The organism is Labrys okinawensis (assembly GCF_002982075.1).
GTDB classification, from domain to species: domain Bacteria; phylum Pseudomonadota; class Alphaproteobacteria; order Rhizobiales; family Labraceae; genus Labrys; species Labrys okinawensis_A.
Map to the genome: position 1 here is coordinate 476673 of NZ_PUEJ01000002.1, position 22318 is coordinate 498990.

Here is a 22318-nt window from a genome sequence, read left to right on the forward strand (position 1 = left end):
ACTAACAGCCTCGTGTGGTAGGTTGCGCTTCCCTCGATGAGGTTGCAAATGGCTGAAGTGCGGCACCAGCCGATGTCGCTGGATGAGTTCCTTGCCTGGGAAAACGAGCAGGAACTGCGCTACGAACTCGTAGACGGCCAGGCCGTGATGATGACCGGCGGCACGGTGGCGCATGATTATGTGCGTTCGAGAATCGCACTCGCTCTCGGTAACCAGTTGCAGGGTAAGCCTTGTCGCCTCGCGCTCGATGTCAAGATCGCCTGCCCAAACGGCAATGTTCGCTATCCGGATGTGGCAGTGCATTGCGGCCCCTATCGTCCGAGGGACCTGCTCGCAAGCGAACCTCGCATTGTCATCGAAGTTCTTTCGGATTCGACCAAAGCCACGGACTTCCTCATCAAGTTGCGGGACTATCAATCAGTGCCGGATATCGCCGCCTATTTGATATTCTGGCAGGACGAGGCTCGCGTGTTGGTGCATCGCCGTAACGAGCAGGCTTGGCAGCCTGGGGAGGAGCTCGTCGGCGCCGGCGCAATCGTAGGGTTGCCGGAGATCGGTGCGGAATTATCGCTGGCCGAGATCTATCGCGAGATCGTTCCCGAATAAACGCTACGGCCCTTCCGTCACACCCACCATCGGCCCCAGCGTGGTCCAGCCGCCGATGGCCGGCATGGGGGGCGCGTAGAGGGTGGAGATCGAACCGTCGAGGAAGAGAGCGTTCTGAGTGCCCAGGTGATCCCGGAACAGTTCGGCGAAATCGTGGAAACTGACCGGCTCGGCCGAAATGGCGAAGATCACGATCTTGCCATCGCGCACGCCCACGCCATTGCGGATCTTCTCCGACGGCCCGTCCGGCTGGATCTTGGGATGGATCTGGCCGTCGATCACCAGCATCGGTCCCGATTGCGTGGCGAAGCGGGCATTGATGCGGGCTTTCAGAAAACGGCTCGTTTCCATCACGCCGGCCTTGCCGTCGCCGAAATAAAATACGCCGTTCGGCTTGAGGTGAAAATTGCCGAAGCCGTTGCGCGTGTTGGCATTGTGAAGGATGCGGCCATTCTCGACATAGAGGCCGACCGGGCCGAGCGCCTTGTCATACATGCCGGCATTCATGGCGAAGATCAGCTTCTTGCCTTGGGCGCCCAGTTCCTGGGCAAGCCGGCTGGGGCTGCCGAGCGGCGTACCGTCGGCGCCGCGCCAATAGAGGGCGAGGCTGTCGTTCGACAGATCGAAGCGGCACACGATGTAGCTGCGCCCCTTCGAGGTCGTGTCCTCGCAGGCAGCCTCGGCCGCGACGGCCGATCCGATCAGGGCGGCGATAATTGCCAGGCCCAGCAGGGTCCGGCGCAGAAACGACGGCAAGCAACAACTCCCCAGAGCAAAGCGCGTCTTCAACGGAAACGATTTTACTCCAACTCTCTGATTCACTGCGATTTCGAGACTTGAACCGATTCGGTCAAATCCGAAACCGCTTCAGGCGAAGCCCCTTCAGCGGGTCTGCGTGGTCAGAATCTTGAAGGCGAAAAGCCCGAAGACACCGGCGAAGGTGAAATCGATGCCGCGCAAGACCCGCGGGCGAGCCTTCAGCCACGACACCACTTTCTCAGCCCCGAGAATCAATAGAAACGCAAACGGCAGATTGATGGCAATGAAATAGAGTCCCAGAAAGAAAAGTTTTTGGGAGGCATGCGGGTCGGCGGCGTCGACGAATTGCGGCAGGAAGGTGAGGAAGAACAGGACCACCTTGGGATTGGTGAGGTTGATGCCGAGGCCGACCATGAAAGTGGGCCAGAAACCCGCCTCCGACCTGGCCTCGTCGCGCAGGTTCAGGGCCGAGCCCGAACGGATGGCGCCATAGGCGAGCCAGAGCAGATAAAGCGCGCCGACGATCTTCAATGCGGTGAAGGCGGTGGCCGAGGCCGCCAGCACGGCCGACAGGCCGACCGCGGCGAAGAAGGTGTGGAACAGGCAGCCCGCCTGCGTGCCCAGCATGGCAGCGGTGCCGCCGCGCCGGCCGCCCGAGATGGTCTTGGCCAGCCACAGGCTCATGTCGGGGCCGGGCGTGATGAACAGGAATACGCAGGCTGCCGAATAGAGGGCGAGTGTATGGAGGTCGGGTAGAAAGGTCATCGCGACTCCGCCGGCACGTGCTGGGTCTGTGTCTGCTACACCGAGATCGGTGTTTGGGGAAGGGTTCGGCGGCAACGTCACCCCTCTGTCCCAACGGGCCTATCCGGTCGCGGCGGGAGGCAGGGTCAGGGCCGCATTGGCGGCGACGGCGGCACCGAGGCCGGCGCGCCCCTCGCCGTCGAGCGTGCGCACCGCCACGGTGCCGGTGGAGAACTCGATGCCCTGTTCGGGGAGGATGCGGACCAGGCGCTTGAGCGCCTCGCGCTGGATGAAGGTCGGCTTGTTCGGCTTGACCGTGAATTTGAAGCGGACGACGATGGCGTTGTCGGTGATGTCGAACACGCCCTGCATCTTCAGCGGGGTGAGGAATTCCTCCTTCATCTCGGGGTCCTCGAGCATCTCCTGGCCGATCTTCTTGACGGCCTTGCGCAGCTTTTCCAGATCGGTCTCGCGCGCGAAGCGCAGCGTGAATTTGATGGTCGCCCAGTCGCGGCTGTAATTGGTGACCTGACCGAGCTGGCCGTAGGGGATGGTGTGCACCGGTCCATTCTGATGGCGCAGGCGCAGCGAGCGCAGGGTGAAGCCCTCGACTGTGCCCTTGGCCTTGCCGACATCGATATATTCGCCGACCCGGAAGGCATCGTCGATGAGGAAGAAGACGCCCGACACCACGTCCTTCACCAGGGTCTGCGACCCGAAGGAGATGGCGAGACCGAAGATCGAGGCGCCGGCGATCAGCGGCGTCACGTTGACACCGAGCTGAGACAGGACGGTCAGCACGGCCAGGATGGAGATGGCGATGGCCAGTCCGATGCGGAAGACCGGCATCATGGTGGCGATGCGCGAGGCGGTGGAAACCGGTGCTTCGTCCTCGTTCTCGCCGGTACCCGGCAGGGAGGGACCGCTGCGGCCTGCGGAATAGCGGTCGGTGACGTAGCGCACCAGCTCCCAGGCGCAATAGGCGGCGAAAGCCGTCAGCCCCGCGGAGAAGAGGTTGCGCGCCACCGTGTTGAAATCATCACCCGCCATGACGCCGCTGACGTCGACGGCCCAGGTCCGGCCCAGAGCTCCGATCGCCAGGATCAGGACACCGAAGCGGGCGCAGCGCGCCAGCGCTTCGGCGCCCCTGGGGTGAATCAGATGGACGCCGTCGGACTGGTGCTGGAGCATGATGCGGATGCGGTGCACCAGGGATTCGATGACCAGCAGGGCGACCAGGATCGCCAGCGTCAGCATCAGGGCGCCGGAGATGCGCGTCTGGCCGGCCACGGCCGCATAGATGTCGGCGGTGACGAACAGCGCGAACAGCAGCATGGCGCCTAGAAGCCAGTGTTTGGCGATCGCGGTCTTGACCGGGCTGGCATGGGCGGGATTGGCGACGCCGATGAACCAGCGGCCGATCGGACCGTTCAGGCGGATGCAGACGGCCGTCATGCCCAGCATCATGATCACGGCACCGTAGAGCTGGGCGGTTCCGACGGCCAGAGGCGGGGATTGCAGCGCGCGCAGCACATCGGCCAGCACAGCGTTGAACAAGAGCAGCAGGATCGCGAAGGAGGCGCCGCGATAGATGGCCCGCGCATCGGCATCCCCGAGATCGGGCAGACGGGCCTCGGGCAGGCGGGGCTGCAGGGTGAAACGGAACACCGCCTGGAGCAGGCGCCAGATCAGCATGGTCTTGAGCATGGCGATGGAGAAGCGGGTCTGCGGCAGATCACCCATGAAGCGGGCGGCCTCGCTGGCATTGCCGACGATCCACAGCGCGATCAGGGGTGGCAGTTCCAGGGCTCCGAGACCGAGCAGGGCCCGGATGCCATGCAGCCCGTGCATCCGGGTCACCAGGCGTCGCCGCAGAGGCGCAAGCAGCCACCGGACCACCCATTCTGCCGCGAGGGCCGCAGCCAGCGCGCCGATCAGCAGCAGGAAATAGCGGCCGAGGCCCCTGCCATTGTTGAAATCGGCATCGAGCCTGGCGGCCAGCTTGCCGAATTCGGCCCACAGAGCCGGCAAGCCGGTGACGAGGCTGCCGACATGCATGAACATTTCGGTCTGCTGGGCACTCGCCATCTGCATGCCGCTGCTGTCGGGGCTGGGCGGTGCGGGTTGGGCGCCCTGGGCACCCTGCGCCTGCAGCTTTTTCATGACGGACTGGCTGATGGCTTCCACCATCGTGTCCATCTGCTGCTGGCTCATGGCGGCAGGGGGCGGGGCAGCCGCGGGCGGCGTAGGCGTTCCCTGTGCCCGGCAAGGCGAACTGGCCAGGGCGAAAACCAGGAAGAGCCAACGCAAGGCGCCAGGCAGTCTCAACACGAACGCCCCCCAAGCGTTCTGCGATTTGCCGGTTGCGGCGAGAATCGCAAGGACGCATCGAAACAAAGAGTGAGGGCAAAGGGCATTCGGTCATGAACACGCTTTGCGCCAATTGCCGCCGGGCTGGCGCGCATGGGTCTGCGTTCCTCGCCGAAGGCCAGCCAATTCACGACACAGCCAGGAGGGCCGGTCAATGGCTCTGTGTCGGCAAATCGCTATTTTCGCGTGGCCAGCACGGTTGAATTCGCCTGCCGGGATATTGGCTGTTCCTCGCAATCCAGGTTGCGCAGCGTGTAGTCGGCAAGCGCCGACCGGGCCGTCGCCGTCAGGGCTTCGATCTCCGCCGCCGAGCGGCCGGCCTTGGCGAGCAGGCGGGGGTGGAAGGCGATCAGCGCCGCTGCGGTGCGCGGGCCGAGGAGAGGGGCCAGGTGCGGCAGGAGCTGATACTCGGCCCCTTCCACGTCCATCTTGAATACGATGCGTCCGGCGTCCCCCGCCATCGCGGCGATCTCGGCCGGCAGGATGGCCTGCGCCTCCCACAACGCGACGCCGCTGTCGGCGGCCAGGATGCTGCCCATGCTGTCGCCGGGCTTCTTGGGCGAGCCCAGCCTGACACGCCCCGGGGTCGGCGACACCGCGGCATGGTGAAGGCGGATGCGTGGTGCCAGGGCCGGATTGGCGGCGACATTGGCACTGATGAGCTCGAAGGCGCGCGGATCGGGTTCGAAGGCGAGAACCTCGGCGCCGAGGGCGGCTGCCGTCAGGGTGATCGGTCCGATCCAGCCGCCGATATCGATGAACAGCGTGCCGGGACCGGCGAGGGCATGCACGCTCGCCAGCGTCTCCGGCTCCCAGGCGCCGCTCTCCGCCTTGTCCCAGAAACCGTCCTTGTCGTCGGCGACGGCAAAGCTCGCGCCGGCGACATTGCGCACCCGGGCGTTCACGCCGCTTTGCTTTGCAGTTCGGCGGCCCTCTGCCGACGCAATTTGTTGAGCTTGATCTTGAAGCCCATATTGTCGGCATTGGAGTAGGAACAGCTCTGGCAGATGTCGAACTGCTTGGTGTAGCCGTGGCGCCGGGCCTTGGCGGCCTCGTCCGACAGATAGGCTTGCTTGAAGCCGACCTTGTCGACATTGGGCAGCTTGATCATGCGGTCATAGTCGATGCAGCACAGGCCCAGGTCCCCCTCCCAGAAGACCACGGTCTGGTAGAGCGGCACGTCGCAGAGCAGGCTGATCTTCTCGTTCTGATGGCGCTGAAGATCGTGATTCTTCGGCACGAGGTGACCATATTTCGTCTGCTGGTCGTCGTCGGTATAGGAGCCGAGGCTGAAGGTCTTGAAGCGCACCTGGTCGAAGCCGATATCGTCGGCCCATTCGACCATCGCGTCGATCTGCTTTTCCGAATAGGAGGTCAGCAGGGTCTGCAGCACGGTCACCGTCTTGGTGTTGCCGAGGCGCTGCTTGATCGCGAGGAAGTTCTCGATATTGGCCTTCACCTGTTCGAATTTCGAACCGACGCGATAGGATTCCTGCGCCTCGGCGTCGAAGCCGTCGATGCACAGATTGATGCGGCCGAGCCCGGCCTGGAGCATCTTCTCGATCAGTTCGGACGAGAGCTTGGTGGCGTTGGTCGAGACGAAGGTGTCGTGCCCGCGCTCATTGGCGTAGGCGATCATCTCGGGCAGCGCCTTGTTCATGGTCGGCTCGCCGGAGAAGTTGAAATACATCGCCGGCTTTTGCTTCTCGTCGACGAAATCGTCGACGATCTGCCGGAAGATTTCCATTTTCATCAGGCCGCGCGGACGGGTCATGGCGAAGGTGACCGGGCAGACGGGACAGCGCAGATTGCACGAATTGGTGACGTCGACGACGATGATCGTCGGCAATTTCTTGAAATATCGAAGCGGAATGCGGCTGGCGGCGTAGGTGAACGCCTTGCGCGCCAAGGGCGATTTCTGGATCTGGTCCGTCACCTTGTCGCGCACGCGGTGCAGCAGTTTGGGGGCGGCGGATTTGGTTCCAATCGCAGTCAGGTCAAGCACGGTCTTCTCCTGTCGGCGCACCGGGTCAAGGCCGGTGGCTTGAGCCCGTGTGTAGCGCAGATTTGGCGGGAGTGCGACAGGCGGCGCTCAAATTCGAGTGATGGCCGACCCGGCAGAAGGCGCCGTGCCGGACGGCTCCGGAGACCCGTCTCCCATGGCGTCTGCAGTCCCGCCTCACTCCGCCGGCACGGGAGTCTCCTCCAGGGTGTAGAGCGTGATCGGCTTGTCGCGGCCGACGATGTGCAGATGCTTGCCGTTCTGGCGCCGCAGCGACATGCCCGAACGCTGCATCGCCTCTTCCGAGATCAGGCAGTCGGTGAGGTAATCCTTGGTGGCGGCCTCCAGCCGGCCGGCGATGGTGACGGTGTCGCCCAGCGCGACGAGGCGCATGCCGCGTTCGCTGTCGCCGACACGGGCGATGATGGCGGGGCCGGAATGAATGCCAATGCCCACCCTGAGGGGGATCGAGAGCGCCGCGCCGAATTCGGTATTGAGTCCTTCCACGCTCTTAAGCATGCCCCTGGCGGCCCGGATGGCATCGGCGGCGCCGCGGGAGGGCTCGTCGCCCAGGCCGAAAATCGCGATCAGCCCATCAGCCGCGAAAGCGTCGACCCGCCCGCCATGCGCCTCGGCGGCCTGGGTCATTTCCTGCACGAAGCGGTTCATCAACAACACGATGTCGTAGGGAATCTGCAGCCTCGTCATCGCGTTGAAGGCGCGGATGTCGACGAAGAGCGCCGTGATCTCGCGTTCGGCGCCCCAGCGATAGAGATCGTCGCCGCTGCGCCCGCGCATGCCCGTCGGCACGATCGGCAGCAGGATCTGCACGGAGATGTCGTGATCGGGACGAAGCTGGCAGGCGAGGCGGACATTGGCGGGCGCCGAGATTCGCTCCAGCATGGTGCGCTCGGCCTTGCTCGGGGAGGGCAGCGCGCTCGCATCCGAAGTGACGGCCACCCGGCAGGTCGAGCAGCGCCCGCGCCCCCCGCACTGGGCGGGGTGGGGGATGGCGTTGGCGCGGCTGGCTTCGAGCACGGTGGTGCCGCGCGGGATCTTGAAGGTGCCGTGGCCGACATAGCGGATGGCGACGGTTCCGGAACGCAGCCGCAGCAACACCCTGAGAATCATCACCAGCGCCACGAAGGCGATGACGGCGGCCAGGCCGAGCAGCAGCCATTGGCCGGCGACGAGCAGGGCCATGGTGTGGTCGGCCGCGATGGGCGAAGGCGTGCGTCCGGCCGCCTCGAGCTCGCGGCTGGCGGAGAAGAAGCCCGCCAGAGCGAGCGTAGGCAGCATGCCCGTCCCCAGAACCAGCAAATCGCGCCAGCGTGCATAGAAGGAGCGGCTGCGCAGCACCTGTCCGATGCCGATGCAGCCATGCGTCCAGGCACAGAGCAGCAGCAGGATCTGCTTGGCCGGCCCGCCCTGCCAGATCCGCGCGAGCACCTCGCCATAGCTTTCGCTGTAGCCGTAGAGCGAGGTGATGCGGGTGCCCATTACATGGGAGATCAGGAAATAGGGAATGGCCAGGCCGAGCGCGATCTGCACCAGCTCCTCAAGCGGCATGCGCGAAATGCGCCGGGTGGTCAGGCGCTTGAGCGCGAGTGTCGCATGGGTGAGCAGCGCTCCGTAGAGGAGCGCGGTGCCGCCATAGGATTGCCAGGCCCAGATGCGCCAGCGCTGCACGGCCTCCATGGTCGCCACGCCGAACACGCCGAGGGCGTGGTTGAGCAGATGGGTGGTCACGAAGGCGAACAGCACGACGCCGGCCCATAGCCGCAATTCGCGCTCCCGCGGCAATCGCCATTCGATTTGCCCGGGTGCGCTCTCGGTGTCGCTCATGCGGTCGAACTCGTGAAGATGGGTGCCGGGATGCGGCGTTTATCAAATCGGGAGCCCATGCGGGCTTTGCAGCAAAGCCCGTTTTAGCGAAAACACAGCTTTACTCTAGCTCTTTGTTTCGACGCGACTTCGTCCCATATTTCTGCCGGCCCTCGACGTCTGGGCAGAAGGGCAACGTCGAAAACACCAACGGGCGGATTCGGCGCATTCTGCCCTTCGACACCGACATCTCAGCGCTCTGCAAGCGTCAGCTGCAGAGCAGGCAGATCGGCTCAACGACACGCCCCGCAAGTGCCTCGACTGTCGTATCCCGCGCGAGGTCTTGGGCAGGAAGCTCGCCGCCGCGGACCCCTTGGATCAAGGCCGATCGGCCGAACAATGACCGGAAGTGTGGTTTGTATCAAATGCCTCCCTTGCCGCCCGGAAGCTGTCCGCATTTTCGACGATCCAGGTCCATAGAGGAACCATCCGGACAAGTAGCTCCAAGCCGGAGTCGGACAGCCGATACTCGACGTGAGGGGGCACCTCCTCGAAGTCATGGCGGATCACCAATCCGTCACGCTCCAATAGGCGAAGGGTGCGCGTCAGCATCCGCTGGGTAATACCGTGCATGCGCCGGCCGATCTCCGCATGACGTAGCTGGCCGTACACGCCGAGGGCGTGGATGACACCGAGCGACCAGCGATTGCCAGCATGAGCCAGCACCTCTCGCCGCAACCCGTCGTCGTCGTCCCGAAGACCGTCGCAGACCGTCTGGGAGTATCTGAGAACGTCGTCCCGGTTTAGCGATCTGCCCCCAGTATCACGCATGTGCCTTCTTTCGCGCCTGTCTATGGATTGCCAGATCAGGGCGGCAACCAATCTTGAATAGGTCAGAACTATGAACGATGTAGTCTCCGCAGTGAAGTCACGGAACATTCTCGTGCTGGGTGCCGGCGAACTTGGCATGCCGGTACTGCGCAACCTGGCGCGTCGTGCAAAGAACGTGGAGGGAGCCCGGATTAGCGTGCTGTTACGCGCCAGCGCCGTCGCGTCCGACGAGCCGACCAAGAGGCGCGATATCAGCGAGATCCGCGACCTCGGGATAGAGATCGTCGTAGGCGATCTAGTGAAGAGCTCGGTCGACGAGCTTGCGTCGGTTTTCCAGCAATATGACACCGTGATCGGATGCACCGGCTATGCCGCCGGGATCGACACGCCTATGAAACTGGCCGAGGCCGCGTTGCGGTCCGGTGTTCCACGCTATTTTCCGTGGCAGTTCGGCGTCGATTTCGAAGCGATCGGTCGTGGCGGACCGCAGGATATCTTCGACGCGCAGCTCGACGTACGCGAACTGCTGCGCTCACAGAGCAAGACTGAGTGGGTCATCATTTCGACCGGCATGTTCATGAGCTATTTATTCGAACCGGAGTTCGGCGTTGTCGATCTGAACAACAGCGCGGTTCATGCCCTTGGCAGCCTCGACACTGCCGTGACGCTGACGACGCCGGATGACATCGGGGTGTTAACCGCCGAGATTGTGTTCTTTGAACCGACCATCCGAAATGAGATCGTATTTCTGGCGGGTGATACCATTACCTACGGTGAAGTCGCAGACAAGCTGGAAGCCGCCCTTGGTCGTCCCTTCAGCAGATCGGAATGGACCGAACCTTTCCTGATGGAAGAGCTGGCACGCGCCCCCCAGAACATGATGCGCAAGTATCGTGCAGCGTTTGCCCAAGGGCGCGGAGTCGCTTGGGACAAGGCCGGGACGTTCAATCAGAGGAATGCCATCCCCGTCACCGATGTGACGGCGTGGATCGGCGCAAACCTCACCTCCTCCCGCAGCAATTAGCCGCTTAGCGAGAGGATCGGTACAGACCGGGTAGCCTCGGCCATTTTGCGAATGGCGGTTATCCGGTCTGCAAATCAACCGAAGGGATGACGAAAGCGGGGCGTAAGCCGATCGCCGGACTTCCTTGTGAGTGCGGCCTCGGACGCAGTACCCGATAGCCCGAGCCGTCTTGATTGGGCGGTATGACCAAGCCCGTTGCTCGCGCAGCGGGTCCGGGGCGCGAGCCGGCAGCTGTGCGAACGACCTCAATGCGTCAGGATGTTCGCGTCCTGCGTCGCGATCTGCATGACGCGGCGCGCCAGTTCCTTGGCGATCGACATCGAGAATTGCGGATTATCCTGCATCATGCGCAGCAGGCAGTCCTTGTTGATGCGCATCACCGAAATGTCGGTATGCGCCCGCGCCGAGGTGAAGCGGCGTGCATCGCAAAGCACCGCCACTTCGCCGATCATGGCGCCCGGCCCTTCGGTGCCGATGGAAATGAGATTCTCGCCGTTCTGGCCAAGAAGTTCGACGTCGCCCTTGAGGATGACGTAGGCGGCATCGGGAATCTCCCCGACCTTGAAGAGATAGTCGCCCTTCTCGAAGGTCAACTGCTCGCTCATGCAGGCAAGCAGCCGCATCTTGCACGGATCTATGCCCGTGAAGATCGGCGCGTTCCTAATGGTTTTGACTTCCAGATCGAGATCCAAGGTCCCTCTCCCCGCTCAACCCTGGAGCAAAGCGCGTCCAGGTGTGAACGCCCGTTTGCTCTAGCTCCTTGTTCCGACGCGTCTTTGCGATTCGAGGTGACTCCCTCATATCGCAAAACGCTTTAGCAACCCCTCGTTGAGCAATCGAGGCAAAATCCAGATGCAATCCAAGCATCATTTAGGCGCTCTGCGCAAGAGTAACAATATCGCGAGTGACGATTCTTGGTCCCTCGAATTCGATGACCCGGTCGAATCCCTCGGCCTGGGTGCTGCTCGCCAGAGTTGCAATCAGGGTGCGGCCCTGCATGGCGTTGCGCACGCCGTGCAGAAGTTCCTCGGCTTCGGAACTGGAAAAAGCCAGAAGCGCATTCTCCATCACCAGAATCTGGGGATTGGCGACCAGCGCCCTGGCGATGGCGATGCGGGCGCGCTGGGCCGGCTGCAGCTGCCAGCCATTCTTGCCGACTTCGAAATTCAGCCCGAGGGCGAAGATGTCCTTGTCGAGGCCGAGTTCCTCGACGACGCTGCGCGCCAGCGCATAGACGCGTTCCGGGGCGTTGGCGATGCCGTAGCTGATGCGTCCAAACAGGATGTTGTCGCCCACCGGCGCCGCGCGCATGTAGCGGGCGGGATCGTAGAACTCGATCTCGTCGCTGTAATGCGAGGGCAGATGGTTCCGAAAGCTGTGGCGCGCCCTGAGCACCCGTGCCGTGAAGGCCTCGGTCACCAGGCCCAGGCGATGGCGCGGCTCGATATAGGCAAGGCCCGCGCCGAGCAGCCGCGTGCGGGCCGAGGACGAGAGCGCCCGCGTGGTGCCGCGCGCATGCACGGAATCGACGATTTCCTGGAAGCGCGGCAGGTCTTCGGGGCGAATCGCCGAATAGCGCTCGAACACGGGATGTTCGGGCGGCAGGCCGGCGAAGGTCTCCACCGCCATCTCCGCCACGCGCAGGCCGAAATCGATCAGGGGCTCCAGCAGGGCTTCGGCCTCGAGGATGGAGCGCATGAAACTGTCGCGCTGCAGGCTGTCCATATGCAGTCTCTTGCCCTTTGGCACGCCGAAGAGCAGGTTTTCGCCGACCGATGCGCCGGCATTGTAGAGCTGCGGGTCGAAGGGATCGACCAGGTGGGACATGCCCTTGTTCGCCAGGCGCTCGCGGACGACCTGGCGTGCCCGCACGAAGCGCTCGAGGAAGGCGTCGCTATGGCTGTCGTCGAAGCGGCCGCGCACGCCGAAGCGGTTGATGTCCGCGAAGGCGCCGGCAGCGTCGAGCGCCCTGCGAATCGCCTCGTCGACCTCCTGAGGCCCGGCTACGCCGAGCGCCTGGTAGTCCGTCCAGTCGGCATCGGCGGAGACCAGCGGATTGCCGGAGCGCCGCGCTTCCAGGAAGGCCTTGTACTGCGCATTGTCGGACACCAGCACCGAGATGTCGCCGAGGGAGGGCGGGCGGCGCTGGGCGGCGAACAGGATGTTGTCGCGGATGGAGCCGGGCGAGAGCAGGGGATCGGGGCCGACGAAGGACAGGATCTGGCTGAGTTCGAGGTCGGAGAAGGAGGAAATCTCGGCTTCGCCGATCTTCACGCTGCCCTGGAAGGCCAGGAACTGGCGCCCGAGAATGCGGGCCAGGATGTCGCGGCCGGCTCCTGCCGGTCCGACCAGTGCGATATGGCTCGGCCGTTCCAAGGTGAGGGAGAGCCGGTCGAGCAGCGAGACGCCGCGGGCATCCTGCACGCTCACCGAGGTGAGCTGGATCGGCGTATCGGCGGGCGGAATCGCCGCGGTCTTGCCGTTGGCGGGCGGCAGCAGGCGCTCCGGTGAGAATTGCGCCGAGACCTGCTCATATTTGACCTGCACGTCCTGGCGCTGCTGGTCCCAGGTGATGAGGTCGTTGATGGGCGCCGGGAGGTCCTTGTAGGCGTTGATCACGGCGACCAGGGAACCGATGCTCACGGTACCGATCAAGGCGAAATAGCCGCCCGCGGCATAGAAGATGAAGGGCGTGAGCTGGGCCAGGAGATTGTTGAGGAACTTGACCGCGAATTTGCGGCGGAACAGGTCGGCGCGGATCCTGTAGAGGCCACCGAGCCGGTCGCCGATCTCGGCCTCGACATAGCGTGTTGCGCCGAAAGTGTGCAGGGCGGGTGCCGTCTCGATCGCCTCGCCGATTCGCCCCGCGAGCTGGCGTGACGCCAACTGGCGTTCGCGGCCAAGGCGGATCTGTTCGCGCCGCAGGATCGGGATGATGATCGCCTGGGCCAGCACCACCACGAGGGCGGCCAGGCCCAGGCTCGGGCTCTGCATCATGATGAAGAGCAGGGCGGTGCCGGCCTGCGTGACCAGGAAGATCGGCTGGATGAAGGCGTCGCCGATGAAGCCGCCGATCGGATCGACCTCGTCCTTGATCATCCCCGCCACCTCGGCCGGCTTCAGCGGCGCGATGTCCTCGGGCCGGAAGCGCATCAGGATCGAGAACAGATCGAAGCGCAGCCGCCGCAGCATGCGCTCGCCCAATATGCCCTTGCGGATGTTGATGACATATTTGAAGGCGCCGTTGATCAGCACCAGCACCAGGAACCACAGGCTGAGGGCGAACAGGAAGGGGACCCGCGTAAGCTCGATGCCCTCGTAGATGCGCCAGGTGGCGCCGCCGAGGAAATCAGGCAGGGAGAGCGACATCTCGAACAGGCGCGCCGTCTGCTTGCCGCCCTCGAAGGCGCCGCCCTGGATCGCCTGGTTGACGATGTGCTTGGGGACTTCCAGCGATATCCAATAGAAGGGCAGCGACGCAAGAATCACCAGCAGCAGAAAGATCTGCTCGCCTCGCGAATGCCGCCAGACATATCGAAAAAGGCTAGGGTCCAACGGGTGACACCTGTTTCCAGTGTCGTGCAGTTAAGAGCTTGCAGGCCGTCCGTCAACGAGGCGAGCGGCCGGATCGACAAAAGCCTGTCACGAAATCGTGCCTAGAATCAATGTCCACGCCGCGATAGAGCAGCGTGAAAATGACGTGGCTTGTCGGCATTGCGGCGCGGCTTCGGCGGCGCTAGGAAAGCCGTCATCGCCCGTTGTCGCTGTGGCACGGTATGTTTATGATGAACCCAGAGTGGTATCGGCCTCCGGCTGCTACGCTTGGTTTCGGCCGCCAGTCGGCCGCATCGATCAGAACTGAATTCGGTATTCATGCGTAGAGCATCCAGCACAGGCTCGGGGGGCTAGTCGTCATGTTGCATCAGCCCGGGCCGGGACTATCCCGACGCGCGCAACGCAGCTCCGGCGGCCCGCGCGTGATGATCTACAGCCATGATACGTTCGGCCTCGGCCATCTCAGGCGTTCGCGCGCCATTGCCAACCGCCTGGTCGAACGCCATCCGGACGCCTCGATCATCATCATCTCCGGCTCGCCGGTGATCGGCAGCTTCGAATTCGGCGATGGGGTCGATTACGTGCGCGTGCCGGGCGTGGTCAAACATGCCGACGGCAACTACACCACCCTCAGCCTCAATCTCACGCTCGACGAAGCGGTGGCGATGCGCGAGGGCATCATCCTGCAGACGGCGCGCACACTGAAGCCGGATCTGGTGATCGTCGACAAGGAGCCAACGGGTTTCCGCGGCGAGTTGCTGCCGGCGCTCGAGGAACTGCGCCGGGCCGGGGCGCGCATCGTGCTCGGTGTGCGCGACGTGATGGACGAACCCTCGGTGCTGGCGCCCGAATGGGAGCGCAAGGGCGCCGTCGACGCGCTCGTGCGCTATTACGACGACATCTGGGTTTACGGCCTGAGCGAGATCTACGAGCCGCTGGCCGGGCTCGATTTGCCCGACCATGTCCGCCGGCGCATCGTCTATACCGGCTTCCTGCGCCGCGAACTGCCGCCCCAGCCGCAATTGATCCGCTATCCCAAGCTGACCAAAGGGCCCTTCGTGCTGGTCACCACCGGAGGCGGCGGCGACGGGCATGAACTGGTCGACTGGGTGCTCTCCGCCTATGAGCGCGACCCCGGCATCCCGACGCCGGCCCTGCTGGTGTTCGGGCCTTTCGTCGCACGCGACCGGCGCGGCCCCTTTATGGAGCGCATCGCCCGGCTGCCGCATGTGGACGCCATCACCTTCGACGCCAAGATCGAGCATCTGATGGTGAAGGCACAGGGCATCGTCTCCATGGGCGGCTACAACACTTTCTGCGAGATCCTTTCGCTCGACAAACGGGCGCTGATCGTGCCGCGCACCACGCCCCGGCGCGAGCAGTCGATCCGGGCCGAGCACGCCACCCGCCTCGGGCTGGTCTCCATGCTCGACGGCAACAACCTCAATCCCGGCGCCCGCCGCGATCCGCTGGAGATGGCGCAGGCGATCCGCAACCTGCCCAACCAGCCCCTGCCGTCCAAGGCCTTCCTGCCCCATCTGCTCGACGGCCTCGATCGTATCGAGCAATTGGCTACGCCCTGGTTCGAGGCCAAGCTGGGCGCGGTTCCACTGGGGCGCGTTGCCGGGAGCTGACCTTTCTCCGGGTGCGCGGGCATCACAGCAACATGCTTGCATGTTGCGATGCCCGTTCTCTTGGATGCTCGGCTTTTGCAGGATAGGGAGAACGGGCAGGATGCCCGCGCACCCGGAAAATCCCTTCGACACGGGTTGTCCCCCGACCCAGCTTCTCTCCAACGGATCTTGATGCCTTCCACCCGATCTCCCATCGCCATCGTCGTCAAGGGCTATCCCCGCCTGTCCGAGACCTTTATCGCCCAGGAGATCCTGGCGCTGGAACAGGCGGGCTTTGCCTTCGAGATCTGGTCGCTGCGCCAGCCGACGGACGGGGCCGTGCACATGCTGAACCGGCAGATCGAGGCGCGGCCAGTCTATCTGCCCGAATATCTGCATCAGGCCCCGCTGCGGGTGCTGGCGGGGGCGCTCAGCGCCTGCAGGCGCCCCGGGCTGTTCAAGCTGATCAGACTGTTCCTGCGCGATCTCCGGCGCGATTTCAGCGCCAGCCGCGGCCGTCGCTTCGGCCAGGCCCTGGTGATGGCGCGTGAGCTCGATCCGGCCATTCGTCACATCCATGTGCATTTCCTGCATACGCCGGCCTCGGTGGCACGCTATGCCGCCTTGCTCACAGGGCGGACCTTCAGCTTCTCCGCGCACGCCAAGGACATCTGGACCACCACCGATTGGGAGAAGCGCGAAAAGATCGCCGACAGCCAATGGGGGGTCACCTGCACGCGCGGCGGGGTCGAGGCCCTGCAGCGCCTGGCGCCGGCGGATGATCCCGATCGGGTCAGCCTCGTTTACCACGGCCTCGATCTCGGCCGCTTTCCCGCGCCGCCGGCTGAACGGCCGTGGCGCGACGGCAGCACCGCCGAAGCGCCGGTCGAATTCGTCACCGTGGGGCGCGCCGTGGCCAAGAAGGGCTTCGACGATCTGCTCACGGCCCTGGCGCAGCTGCCCCCGAGCCTCTCCTGGCGCCTCACCCATATCGGCGGGGGCGAGTTGCGCAAGGCGCTGCAGGCCCACGCCGAGCGACTGGGCCTGGCCGATCGCATCGCCTGGCGGGGGGCGCTGGCCCAAGGCGAGGTGATCGAAGCGCTGCGCGCGGCCGACCTGTTCGTGCTGCCCTGCAAGGAAGGCGAAGGCGGCGACCGTGACGGGCTGCCCAATGTGATCATGGAAGCGTCGACGCAGGCCCTGCCCATCCTTTCCACGCGCTTTGCCGGCGTGCCGGAATTCGTGCGCGAAGGCGAGGAGGGGCTGCTGGTGCCGCCGAGCGATCCGGCGGCCCTTGCCGGAGGGCTGTGGACCCTGGCCACGGATCCCGCCTTGCGCCAGCGCCTGGGAGCGGGCGCCTATCGGCGGGTGCGCGAAGCCTTCTCCTTCGAGGCCGGCATTGCTGTGCTGGCCGGCAAGTTCGATGCGGTGCTGGCCGGACCACACGCGGCCGCCGAGCCGGCACCGGCGCTGGCGGGGCAGGGTTCGTGAGCCGTCTCGACAGCTTCATCCGCCGGGTCAGCGCCCAACGCGACGTGCTCGACCATGTCTGCAGCCTGATCGCCGGCTTGCCCGGCCCGGTGCTCGAACTGGGGCTCGGCAATGGGCGGACCTTCGATCATTTGCGCGAGAGGCTGCCGGGCCGCCGCATCGTCGCCTTCGACCGGGCTCTCGGGGCGCATAAGAGCTCGATCCCTCCTGAGGAAGACCTCGTGCTCGGCGAAATCCGGGAAACCGCCGCCCGCTTTGCCGGCATCGGCGCCGCGCTGGTGCATGCCGACATCGAGACCAATTATGCGGAAGTCGATGCGGAGACGATGCTCTGGCTGCCGTCGCTGGCGGCCGACCTGCTGCAGCCCGGCGGCATCGTCGCCAGCGGGCTTCCCTTGCAGCATTCCGCGCTCCGGCATCTCGACCTGCCGCCTGGCGTGCCCGCCGGGCGCTATTTTCTCTATCGGCGCTTGGCCTAGAGCAAAACGCGTTCAAGCGTGAACGCTTATTTGCTCTAACTCATTGTTCTGACGCGTCTTTGCGATTCTAGGTGACCCCGTCTAATCGCAAAACACTCCAGGACGATAGTCGATCACGTCGGGTCGAATATCGTCCGCGATTTCAAAAGGACGCTATGGCCCGTTGAGCGCGCCAGGCAAACAAACTCTTCTCGACGATCCGGTCTAAACACTTCGCCGGCGGCCTGCGGACAGCGGTGATCCCGGGCGGGACCGGCCGCCGGCCGCCGATATTTCGTCAGTCGGCTTTCTCGCAACGCGGCATCAGCCGCTCTGGCGGACCCGGCTGATCCGGTAGACCGCGGCGGGCGGCAGGTTCCAGAAAGTGCCGCCGATGCGCGCCGCCTGGAGGCCGAGGCTGGAGAGAATGGCGCGGGGGACCGGGCAGCGCGGCCCATAGGTGAACTGGTAGAAGGCGCCGTCCGGGCGCAGATAGTGGAAGGCGCCCGCCACGATGTCGGCGACCTTGTCCGGCGGCATCGACAGCAGCGGCAGGCCGCTGACCACGGCTCCGACGGGGCTGCCCTCATAGAGCCCGTGCCGGGCGAGACGGGCGGCATCCATCGACAGGATGCGGGCCCGCGGGAAGCGGCTTTCCAGCATGCGGGCAAAGTCGGCGCTGAACTCGATCAAGGTCAGGTCGCTTTCGGCGATGCCGCGCGCCAGCAGGGCCCGGGTGAAGACGCCGGTGCCGGGTCCGAGTTCCAGCACGGGACCGAGTGCCGGCGAGATCTCGCGAGTCATCACCCGGGCGAGCGCGCCGCTGGAGGGCGCCACCGCGGCCACGCGCAGCGGGTTGGTCACCCAGGCCCGGAAGAAGCGGGAGAAATCGGCACAGGACGTGCCGGGATCGGTCAAACGAAGCTCGGCTGATGGTTCGGCCATGTCACACCTGTCAGTTCTTCGGAGATGCCCCAGAGGCGGGCTGCGAGGGCGGGATCGCGGGCCTTGTCGCCGACCCTGGCGTCCCCGACCGGCCCCTTGAGTTCGAACATGGCCTGCGGCCCGTAATAGCCCGATGGCCTGGCCTCGGGCGATGTCGCTGCGAACAGGGTCGGCAATGCGCCGTCGGCGGCCGATTGAGACATCAGCGGCTGCATGAGCCGGGTCAGCCACGCCATGGGATGGGGACGGCTGCGACCGAGGCGCGGACCGCTGGTCTGCAGGCTGGTAACGGCATAGCCGGGATGGGCGGCATTGCTCGTGAGGCCCCAGCCGAAGGCACTGCTGCGCCGCTGCAGTTCGAAGGCGAAGAGGAGCATGGCGAGCTTGGACTGGGCGTAGGCCTGCCAGGGCTTGTAGCTCCCGCGCCATTGCAGGTCGTCGAAATGGATATCCGCCAGCAGCCGGTGGGCGCCGCTGCTGAGATTGACGACGCGGGAGGCTTTGCCCCGGCGCAGCAGGGACAGCAGCTGACCGGTGAGGGCGAAATGGCCGAGATAATTGGTGCCGAACTGCAGCTCGAAACCGTCGCGCGTTTCGTGACGGACGGGCGGCGTCATCACGCCCGCATTGTTGACAAGGAGATCCAGCGCCTCCTGTTCGTCGCCGAGGCGGGCCGCAAAGGCCGCGACCGCGCCAAGATCCGCCAGATCGAGATCCGCATAGCGGATAGTCGCGGCGGGGCACTGGGCGCGGATGCGTGCGAGCGCCTGCTGTCCCTTGGCCGGATTGCGCCCGGTCAACAGGACATCGGCGCCCGCCCTCGCCAGCGCCAGGGCCGTCTCATAGCCCAGACCGCCGGCCGCGCCGGTGATCAGGACACGCCGCCCCCGCTGGGGCGGCATGTCGCGAGTGGTCCAGGGTCTATCGGCACCGCTCATGATGGCTAGGCCCTCAGCAAGGCCGGGAGTTCGGCGCCGTCGAAATCGGTGGAGGCGCTGACCTCGGCCCATTCGGCCGCCGCCTTCTGCCTGGCCGCCTCCGCCTGGCGGAAGACGTGAAGGGCATCGCTGCCGAGGAGCAGGTGGGCCGGCAGCGTCTCACGGGTGGAGAGATCAACCACAAGCCGGGCGATCTTTTCGGGGTCGCCGACTTCGTTGCCGACATAGGCCTTCATGCGGTTGAGGACCGCGCCGACGCTGGGTTCGTAGTCGGGCAGGATGTCGCTGGCGGCGTCACGGGCGGTGTAGCCCCAATCCGTGCGCATGCCGCCGGGCTCGAGGGCGATGACCTTGACGCCGAAGGGCGCGACTTCCTGGGCCAGCACCTCGGTGAAGCCGCCCACCGCCCATTTGGCGGCCTGATAGGCGCTGAGGCCGGGCGTGGCGACGCGCCCGCCGACGGAGGAAATGTTGATGATGTGGCCGGACCGCTGGCTGCGCATCACCGGCAAGGCCGCCCGGATCAAATTGACCACGCCGAAGAAATTGGTCTCGACCTGGGCGCGGAAATCCTCCTCCTCGGTCTGCTCGAAAGGACTGAGATGGCCGAAGCCGGCATTGTTGACGAGCACGTCGAGGCGGCCATAGGCGGCGACGGCAACGTCGACGGCACGCCGGGCCATGGCCGGATTGGTAACGTCGAGCGCCGGATTGAGCAGGCTGTCGCCGTAACGCTGCTTGAGGTCGGCAAGGCGTTCCGGATCGCGCGCCGTCGCCACCACCTTGTTGCCGGCGGCGAGCGCCGCCTCGAGAATCGAACGTCCCAGCCCGCGGCCGGCACCCGTGATCAGCCAGATCTTAGACATGGTTCACTTCCCATTTTGGTGAATAAAGAGTGTGCGCTCACTCATCTAACGTGCAAGAGAACTCGGTTTCCCGAGGTGGCGTCAGCTTCCCAGGCCGCCCCAGAAGATCTGGAAGCCGGCCTGCTTGTAGGCATCCCGCCTTTCCGGATCGCGCGCCGTGAATTCCAGGGTCGTCTCTGCGAGCGCCTCGAAGGAGGCGCTCAGGAACGCCATGGGCTGGTCCCGGAGCGGACCCAGCGCGTGGGCCTGTTCGAAAGCGGCACTGACATCACGAAAAGCCGAGCTGCCAGCCTGCCTGGTGGCCGGGGTGATGCGCTCGGAGACGCCGAGCTGGCGCATGGCCTTGCGTTTCACCGGATATTTCGCGCCCCAGTCGATCCAGTGGCTCCAGATGTGCCAGGCGCGCTCCCTGATGCTGGCATCGGGGATGAAGCCCTGCATGATGGCTCCGCCAAGTTCGGTCTTGAGGGTTAGATAAAGCTGGTTGAGCAACTCGTCCTTGTTGGCGAAATATTTGAACAGCGTGCCCTCGGCGATCTCTGCGCCCTGGGCGATCTTCGCCGTCGGCGCGCCGATCCCCATGGCCGCCACCAACCTTGTGGCGGATTCCAGGATCGCCTGACGCTTCGCTTCGCTGAGGGGCCGTGCCACGGTTCAACTTCATTTGAGTGAGTACATGCTCATTTATAGAGATCGCCAGACGCTTCGTCAAGAACCAAGATGGGGCAATCGGATGAACGACGATTTGGTCCACCCGCACGCGGTGCCGCATGCAAGGATGTATCGCTCCCGATGCTATAGCGTTTTGCGATTAGACGGAGTCACCTAGAATCGCAAAGACGCGTCAGAACAATGAGTTAGAGCAAATTAGCGTTCACGCTTGAACGCGCTTTGCTCTAGGCCTTGACCACTTTCGCCATGTCGGCGCCCGCCTTGGCACAGGCATTGCGGGTGTCGACCACCAGCCGGGCCGCATTGGCGACGAGGGCGTAGTCGATGTCGTCATGGTCGGTGGCGATCAGTACGGCGTCGTAGCCGGCGAGCGTTTCAGGCGTGAGGGCCACGGAGCGCCGGCCCGCAAGAGCGGCATGCTCGCGCGTTTTCGGGATCACCTGGGCATGGGGATCGTGGAAGTCGGTCTCGGCGCCGCGTTCCTCGAGAATCTCGATCAGCTTGAACGAGGCGCTCTCCCTGGTGTCGTCGACATTCTTCTTGTAGGCGATGCCGATCAGCAGGATGCGGGCACCGTTGAGCCCGCGCCTGAAGCGCTTGTCGAGGGCCTCGGCCAGCCGGTCGACGACATGGCGCGGCATGGCGGCGTTGATCTGCCCGGCCAGCTCGATGAAGCGCGTGGCGATGTCGAACTCCCGCGCCTTCCAGGTCAGGTAGAAGGGGTCGATCGGAATGCAGTGCCCACCGAGCCCGGGGCCGGGATAGAAGGGCATGTAGCCGAAGGGCTTGGTCCTGGCGGCCTCGATGATCTCCCAGACGTCGAGGCCCATGGCGTCGTAGATCACCTTCAATTCGTTGACGAGGGCGATGTTCACCGAGCGGAAGATGTTCTCGGTGAGCTTGACCGCCTCCGCCGCCGCAGGGGAGGAGACCGGCACGGTGGCGCTGACGAAGGCGTCATAGAGGGTTTTTGCCAGGGCGAGCGCGTCGGCGCCGTCGCCGCCCACCACCTTGGGAATGTTCTGGGTGCCATAGACGGGATTGCCCGGATCCTCGCGCTCGGGCGAGAAGGCGAGGAAGAAGTCCCGGCCCGAGACGAGGCCGTCGGCCTCCAGCACCGGCTTCATCAGTTCCTCGGTGGTGCCGGGCCAGGTCGAGGATTCCAGGATGACGAGCTGACCGCGCCGGAGCCTGGCCGCGATCGAGGCGGTCGAGTTGGCGACATAGGACATGTCGGGCTCGCGCTGGCGCGTCAGTGGCGTCGGCACGCAGATCAGGATGGCGTCCGGCTCGTCGAGCCGGACGAAATCGGCGGTGGCCGAGAACAGGCCCATGGCGATGGCTTCGCGGATCGGCGCGTTGGAGATGTGCTTGATCAGCCCGTCGCCCTGGTTCAGCGCCGCCACCCGCCTGGTATCGATGTCGAAGCCGAGCACCTTGAAGCCCGCGCGCGCGATAGCGATGGCGAGTGGCAGGCCGACATAGCCGAGGCCGATGATGCCGATCACGGCCTGTCTGGCCTGGATGCGGGCGAGGAGGGCGGAGGCGAGCGGAGACTGCATGTCCTGCATATCCGCCAGGGCCGGGCGGAAGGCAAGCGGGCGTTGCGCCTGCGGGAGG

At 64.9% G+C, this 22318-nt stretch carries 19 protein-coding genes; 5 read left to right on the forward strand and 14 right to left on the reverse strand.

What is annotated here, in order from left to right:
* Window positions 1-48: 48 nt before the first annotated feature.
* Complete coding sequence (locus tag C5L14_RS05795; RefSeq protein WP_181161038.1) at window positions 49-606, forward strand: Uma2 family endonuclease; 558 nt, start codon at window positions 49-51, stop codon at window positions 604-606.
* A 3-nt stretch (window positions 607-609) separates the two neighbouring features.
* Here the strand turns inward: C5L14_RS05795 and C5L14_RS05800 are convergent, their stop codons facing one another.
* The 7 genes from C5L14_RS05800 to C5L14_RS05830 form a co-directional block, all read right to left on the reverse strand.
* Window positions 610-1362, reverse strand: coding sequence for a phosphodiester glycosidase family protein (locus tag C5L14_RS05800; protein WP_181161039.1), 753 nt, complete (start codon window positions 1360-1362; stop codon window positions 610-612).
* Window positions 1363-1488: 126 nt separating this feature from the next.
* Window positions 1489-2130 (reverse strand): LysE family translocator, encoded by a 642-nt coding sequence (locus C5L14_RS05805; protein ID WP_105861082.1) that lies wholly within the window; start codon window positions 2128-2130, stop codon window positions 1489-1491.
* Between the two features lie 99 nt (window positions 2131-2229).
* On the reverse strand, window positions 2230-4440 hold the full coding sequence (locus tag C5L14_RS05810) for a mechanosensitive ion channel family protein (RefSeq protein ID WP_146126843.1): 2211 nt from the start codon (window positions 4438-4440) through the stop codon (window positions 2230-2232).
* Window positions 4441-4655: 215 nt separating this feature from the next.
* On the reverse strand, window positions 4656-5384 hold the full coding sequence (locus tag C5L14_RS05815; protein ID WP_181161040.1) for an FkbM family methyltransferase: 729 nt from the start codon (window positions 5382-5384) through the stop codon (window positions 4656-4658).
* Window positions 5381-6484: a radical SAM protein gene (locus C5L14_RS05820; RefSeq protein ID WP_210203208.1), complete on the reverse strand. Its 1104-nt coding sequence runs from the start codon at window positions 6482-6484 to the stop codon at window positions 5381-5383. The genes C5L14_RS05815 and C5L14_RS05820 overlap by 4 nt, the downstream gene beginning before the upstream one ends.
* Window positions 6485-6658: 174 nt before the next feature.
* Window positions 6659-8326: an adenylate/guanylate cyclase domain-containing protein gene (locus C5L14_RS05825; protein ID WP_105861085.1), complete on the reverse strand. Its 1668-nt coding sequence runs from the start codon at window positions 8324-8326 to the stop codon at window positions 6659-6661.
* A 357-nt stretch (window positions 8327-8683) separates the two neighbouring features.
* The gene (locus C5L14_RS05830) at window positions 8684-9136 is read right to left on the reverse strand and encodes a winged helix-turn-helix transcriptional regulator (protein ID WP_105861086.1); all 453 of its coding nucleotides are present in this window, start codon (window positions 9134-9136) and stop codon (window positions 8684-8686) included.
* 70 nt (window positions 9137-9206) lie between these two features.
* Here C5L14_RS05830 and C5L14_RS05835 point away from each other — a divergent pair, with 70 nt between their 5' ends.
* Window positions 9207-10160 carry an aromatic alcohol reductase gene (locus tag C5L14_RS05835; RefSeq protein WP_105861087.1) on the forward strand — a complete coding sequence of 318 codons (954 nt, stop codon included), beginning with the start codon at window positions 9207-9209 and terminating at the stop codon, window positions 10158-10160.
* 245 nt (window positions 10161-10405) lie between these two features.
* Here the strand turns inward: C5L14_RS05835 and C5L14_RS05840 are convergent, their stop codons facing one another.
* Both C5L14_RS05840 and C5L14_RS05845 read right to left on the reverse strand, forming a co-directional pair.
* Window positions 10406-10783 (reverse strand): cyclic nucleotide-binding domain-containing protein, encoded by a 378-nt coding sequence (locus C5L14_RS05840; RefSeq protein ID WP_146126844.1) that lies wholly within the window; start codon window positions 10781-10783, stop codon window positions 10406-10408.
* Window positions 10784-11030: 247 nt separating this feature from the next.
* On the reverse strand, window positions 11031-13715 hold the full coding sequence (locus tag C5L14_RS05845) for an ABC transporter transmembrane domain-containing protein (protein WP_105861089.1): 2685 nt from the start codon (window positions 13713-13715) through the stop codon (window positions 11031-11033).
* A gap of 425 nt (window positions 13716-14140) precedes the next feature.
* Between C5L14_RS05845 and C5L14_RS05850 the strand changes: the two genes are divergently transcribed.
* The 3 genes from C5L14_RS05850 to C5L14_RS05860 all read left to right on the forward strand — a co-directional run bounded on the left by C5L14_RS05850 (window position 14141) and on the right by C5L14_RS05860 (window position 17298).
* Entirely contained in the window at window positions 14141-15349 is a 1209-nt protein-coding gene (locus C5L14_RS05850; protein ID WP_105861090.1) for a glycosyltransferase family protein, read from the forward strand.
* A 171-nt stretch (window positions 15350-15520) separates the two neighbouring features.
* Entirely contained in the window at window positions 15521-16819 is a 1299-nt protein-coding gene (locus tag C5L14_RS05855; protein WP_105861091.1) for a glycosyltransferase family 4 protein, read from the forward strand.
* Window positions 16816-17298 (forward strand): class I SAM-dependent methyltransferase, encoded by a 483-nt coding sequence (locus C5L14_RS05860; RefSeq protein ID WP_105861092.1) that lies wholly within the window; start codon window positions 16816-16818, stop codon window positions 17296-17298. Before C5L14_RS05855 ends, C5L14_RS05860 begins: the two co-directional genes overlap by 4 nt.
* A 303-nt stretch (window positions 17299-17601) precedes the next feature.
* Here the strand turns inward: C5L14_RS05860 and C5L14_RS05865 are convergent, their stop codons facing one another.
* From C5L14_RS05865 to C5L14_RS05885, 5 genes are all read right to left on the reverse strand, one after another.
* On the reverse strand, window positions 17602-18222 hold the full coding sequence (locus C5L14_RS05865; protein ID WP_105861093.1) for a class I SAM-dependent methyltransferase: 621 nt from the start codon (window positions 18220-18222) through the stop codon (window positions 17602-17604).
* Window positions 18192-19160, reverse strand: a complete 969-nt coding sequence (locus C5L14_RS05870) for an SDR family oxidoreductase (protein WP_105861094.1) — start codon at window positions 19158-19160, stop codon at window positions 18192-18194. The genes C5L14_RS05865 and C5L14_RS05870 overlap by 31 nt, the downstream gene beginning before the upstream one ends.
* 5 nt (window positions 19161-19165) lie before the next feature.
* The gene (locus tag C5L14_RS05875; RefSeq protein WP_105861095.1) at window positions 19166-20026 is read right to left on the reverse strand and encodes an oxidoreductase; all 861 of its coding nucleotides are present in this window, start codon (window positions 20024-20026) and stop codon (window positions 19166-19168) included.
* 81 nt (window positions 20027-20107) lie between these two features.
* Window positions 20108-20677: a TetR/AcrR family transcriptional regulator gene (locus tag C5L14_RS05880; protein ID WP_105861096.1), complete on the reverse strand. Its 570-nt coding sequence runs from the start codon at window positions 20675-20677 to the stop codon at window positions 20108-20110.
* A gap of 245 nt (window positions 20678-20922) precedes the next feature.
* Window positions 20923-22260, reverse strand: coding sequence for a nucleotide sugar dehydrogenase (locus tag C5L14_RS05885; protein WP_428832602.1), 1338 nt, complete (start codon window positions 22258-22260; stop codon window positions 20923-20925).
* Window positions 22261-22318: the final 58 nt, after the last annotated feature.

Excerpts from the sequence above, each read along its gene's own strand:
- C5L14_RS05795 (WP_181161038.1), top strand. The coding sequence starts at position 49 with ATGGCTGAAGTGCGGCACCAGCCGATGTCGCTGGATGAGTTCCTTGCC.
- C5L14_RS05805 (WP_105861082.1), bottom strand. The coding sequence starts at position 2,130 with ATGACCTTTCTACCCGACCTCCATACACTCGCCCTCTATTCGGCAGCC.
- C5L14_RS05825 (WP_105861085.1), bottom strand. The coding sequence starts at position 8,326 with ATGAGCGACACCGAGAGCGCACCCGGGCAAATCGAATGGCGATTGCCG.
- C5L14_RS05830 (WP_105861086.1), bottom strand. The coding sequence starts at position 9,136 with ATGCGTGATACTGGGGGCAGATCGCTAAACCGGGACGACGTTCTCAGA.
- C5L14_RS05835 (WP_105861087.1), top strand. The coding sequence starts at position 9,207 with ATGAACGATGTAGTCTCCGCAGTGAAGTCACGGAACATTCTCGTGCTG.
- C5L14_RS05840 (WP_146126844.1), bottom strand. The coding sequence starts at position 10,783 with ATGCGGCTGCTTGCCTGCATGAGCGAGCAGTTGACCTTCGAGAAGGGC.
- C5L14_RS05850 (WP_105861090.1), top strand. The coding sequence starts at position 14,141 with ATGATCTACAGCCATGATACGTTCGGCCTCGGCCATCTCAGGCGTTCG.
- C5L14_RS05855 (WP_105861091.1), top strand. The coding sequence starts at position 15,521 with ATGCCTTCCACCCGATCTCCCATCGCCATCGTCGTCAAGGGCTATCCC.
- C5L14_RS05865 (WP_105861093.1), bottom strand. The coding sequence starts at position 18,222 with ATGGCCGAACCATCAGCCGAGCTTCGTTTGACCGATCCCGGCACGTCC.
- C5L14_RS05870 (WP_105861094.1), bottom strand. The coding sequence starts at position 19,160 with ATGAGCGGTGCCGATAGACCCTGGACCACTCGCGACATGCCGCCCCAG.
- C5L14_RS05875 (WP_105861095.1), bottom strand. The coding sequence starts at position 20,026 with ATGTCTAAGATCTGGCTGATCACGGGTGCCGGCCGCGGGCTGGGACGT.
- C5L14_RS05885 (WP_428832602.1), bottom strand. The coding sequence starts at position 22,260 with ATGCAGTCTCCGCTCGCCTCCGCCCTCCTCGCCCGCATCCAGGCCAGA.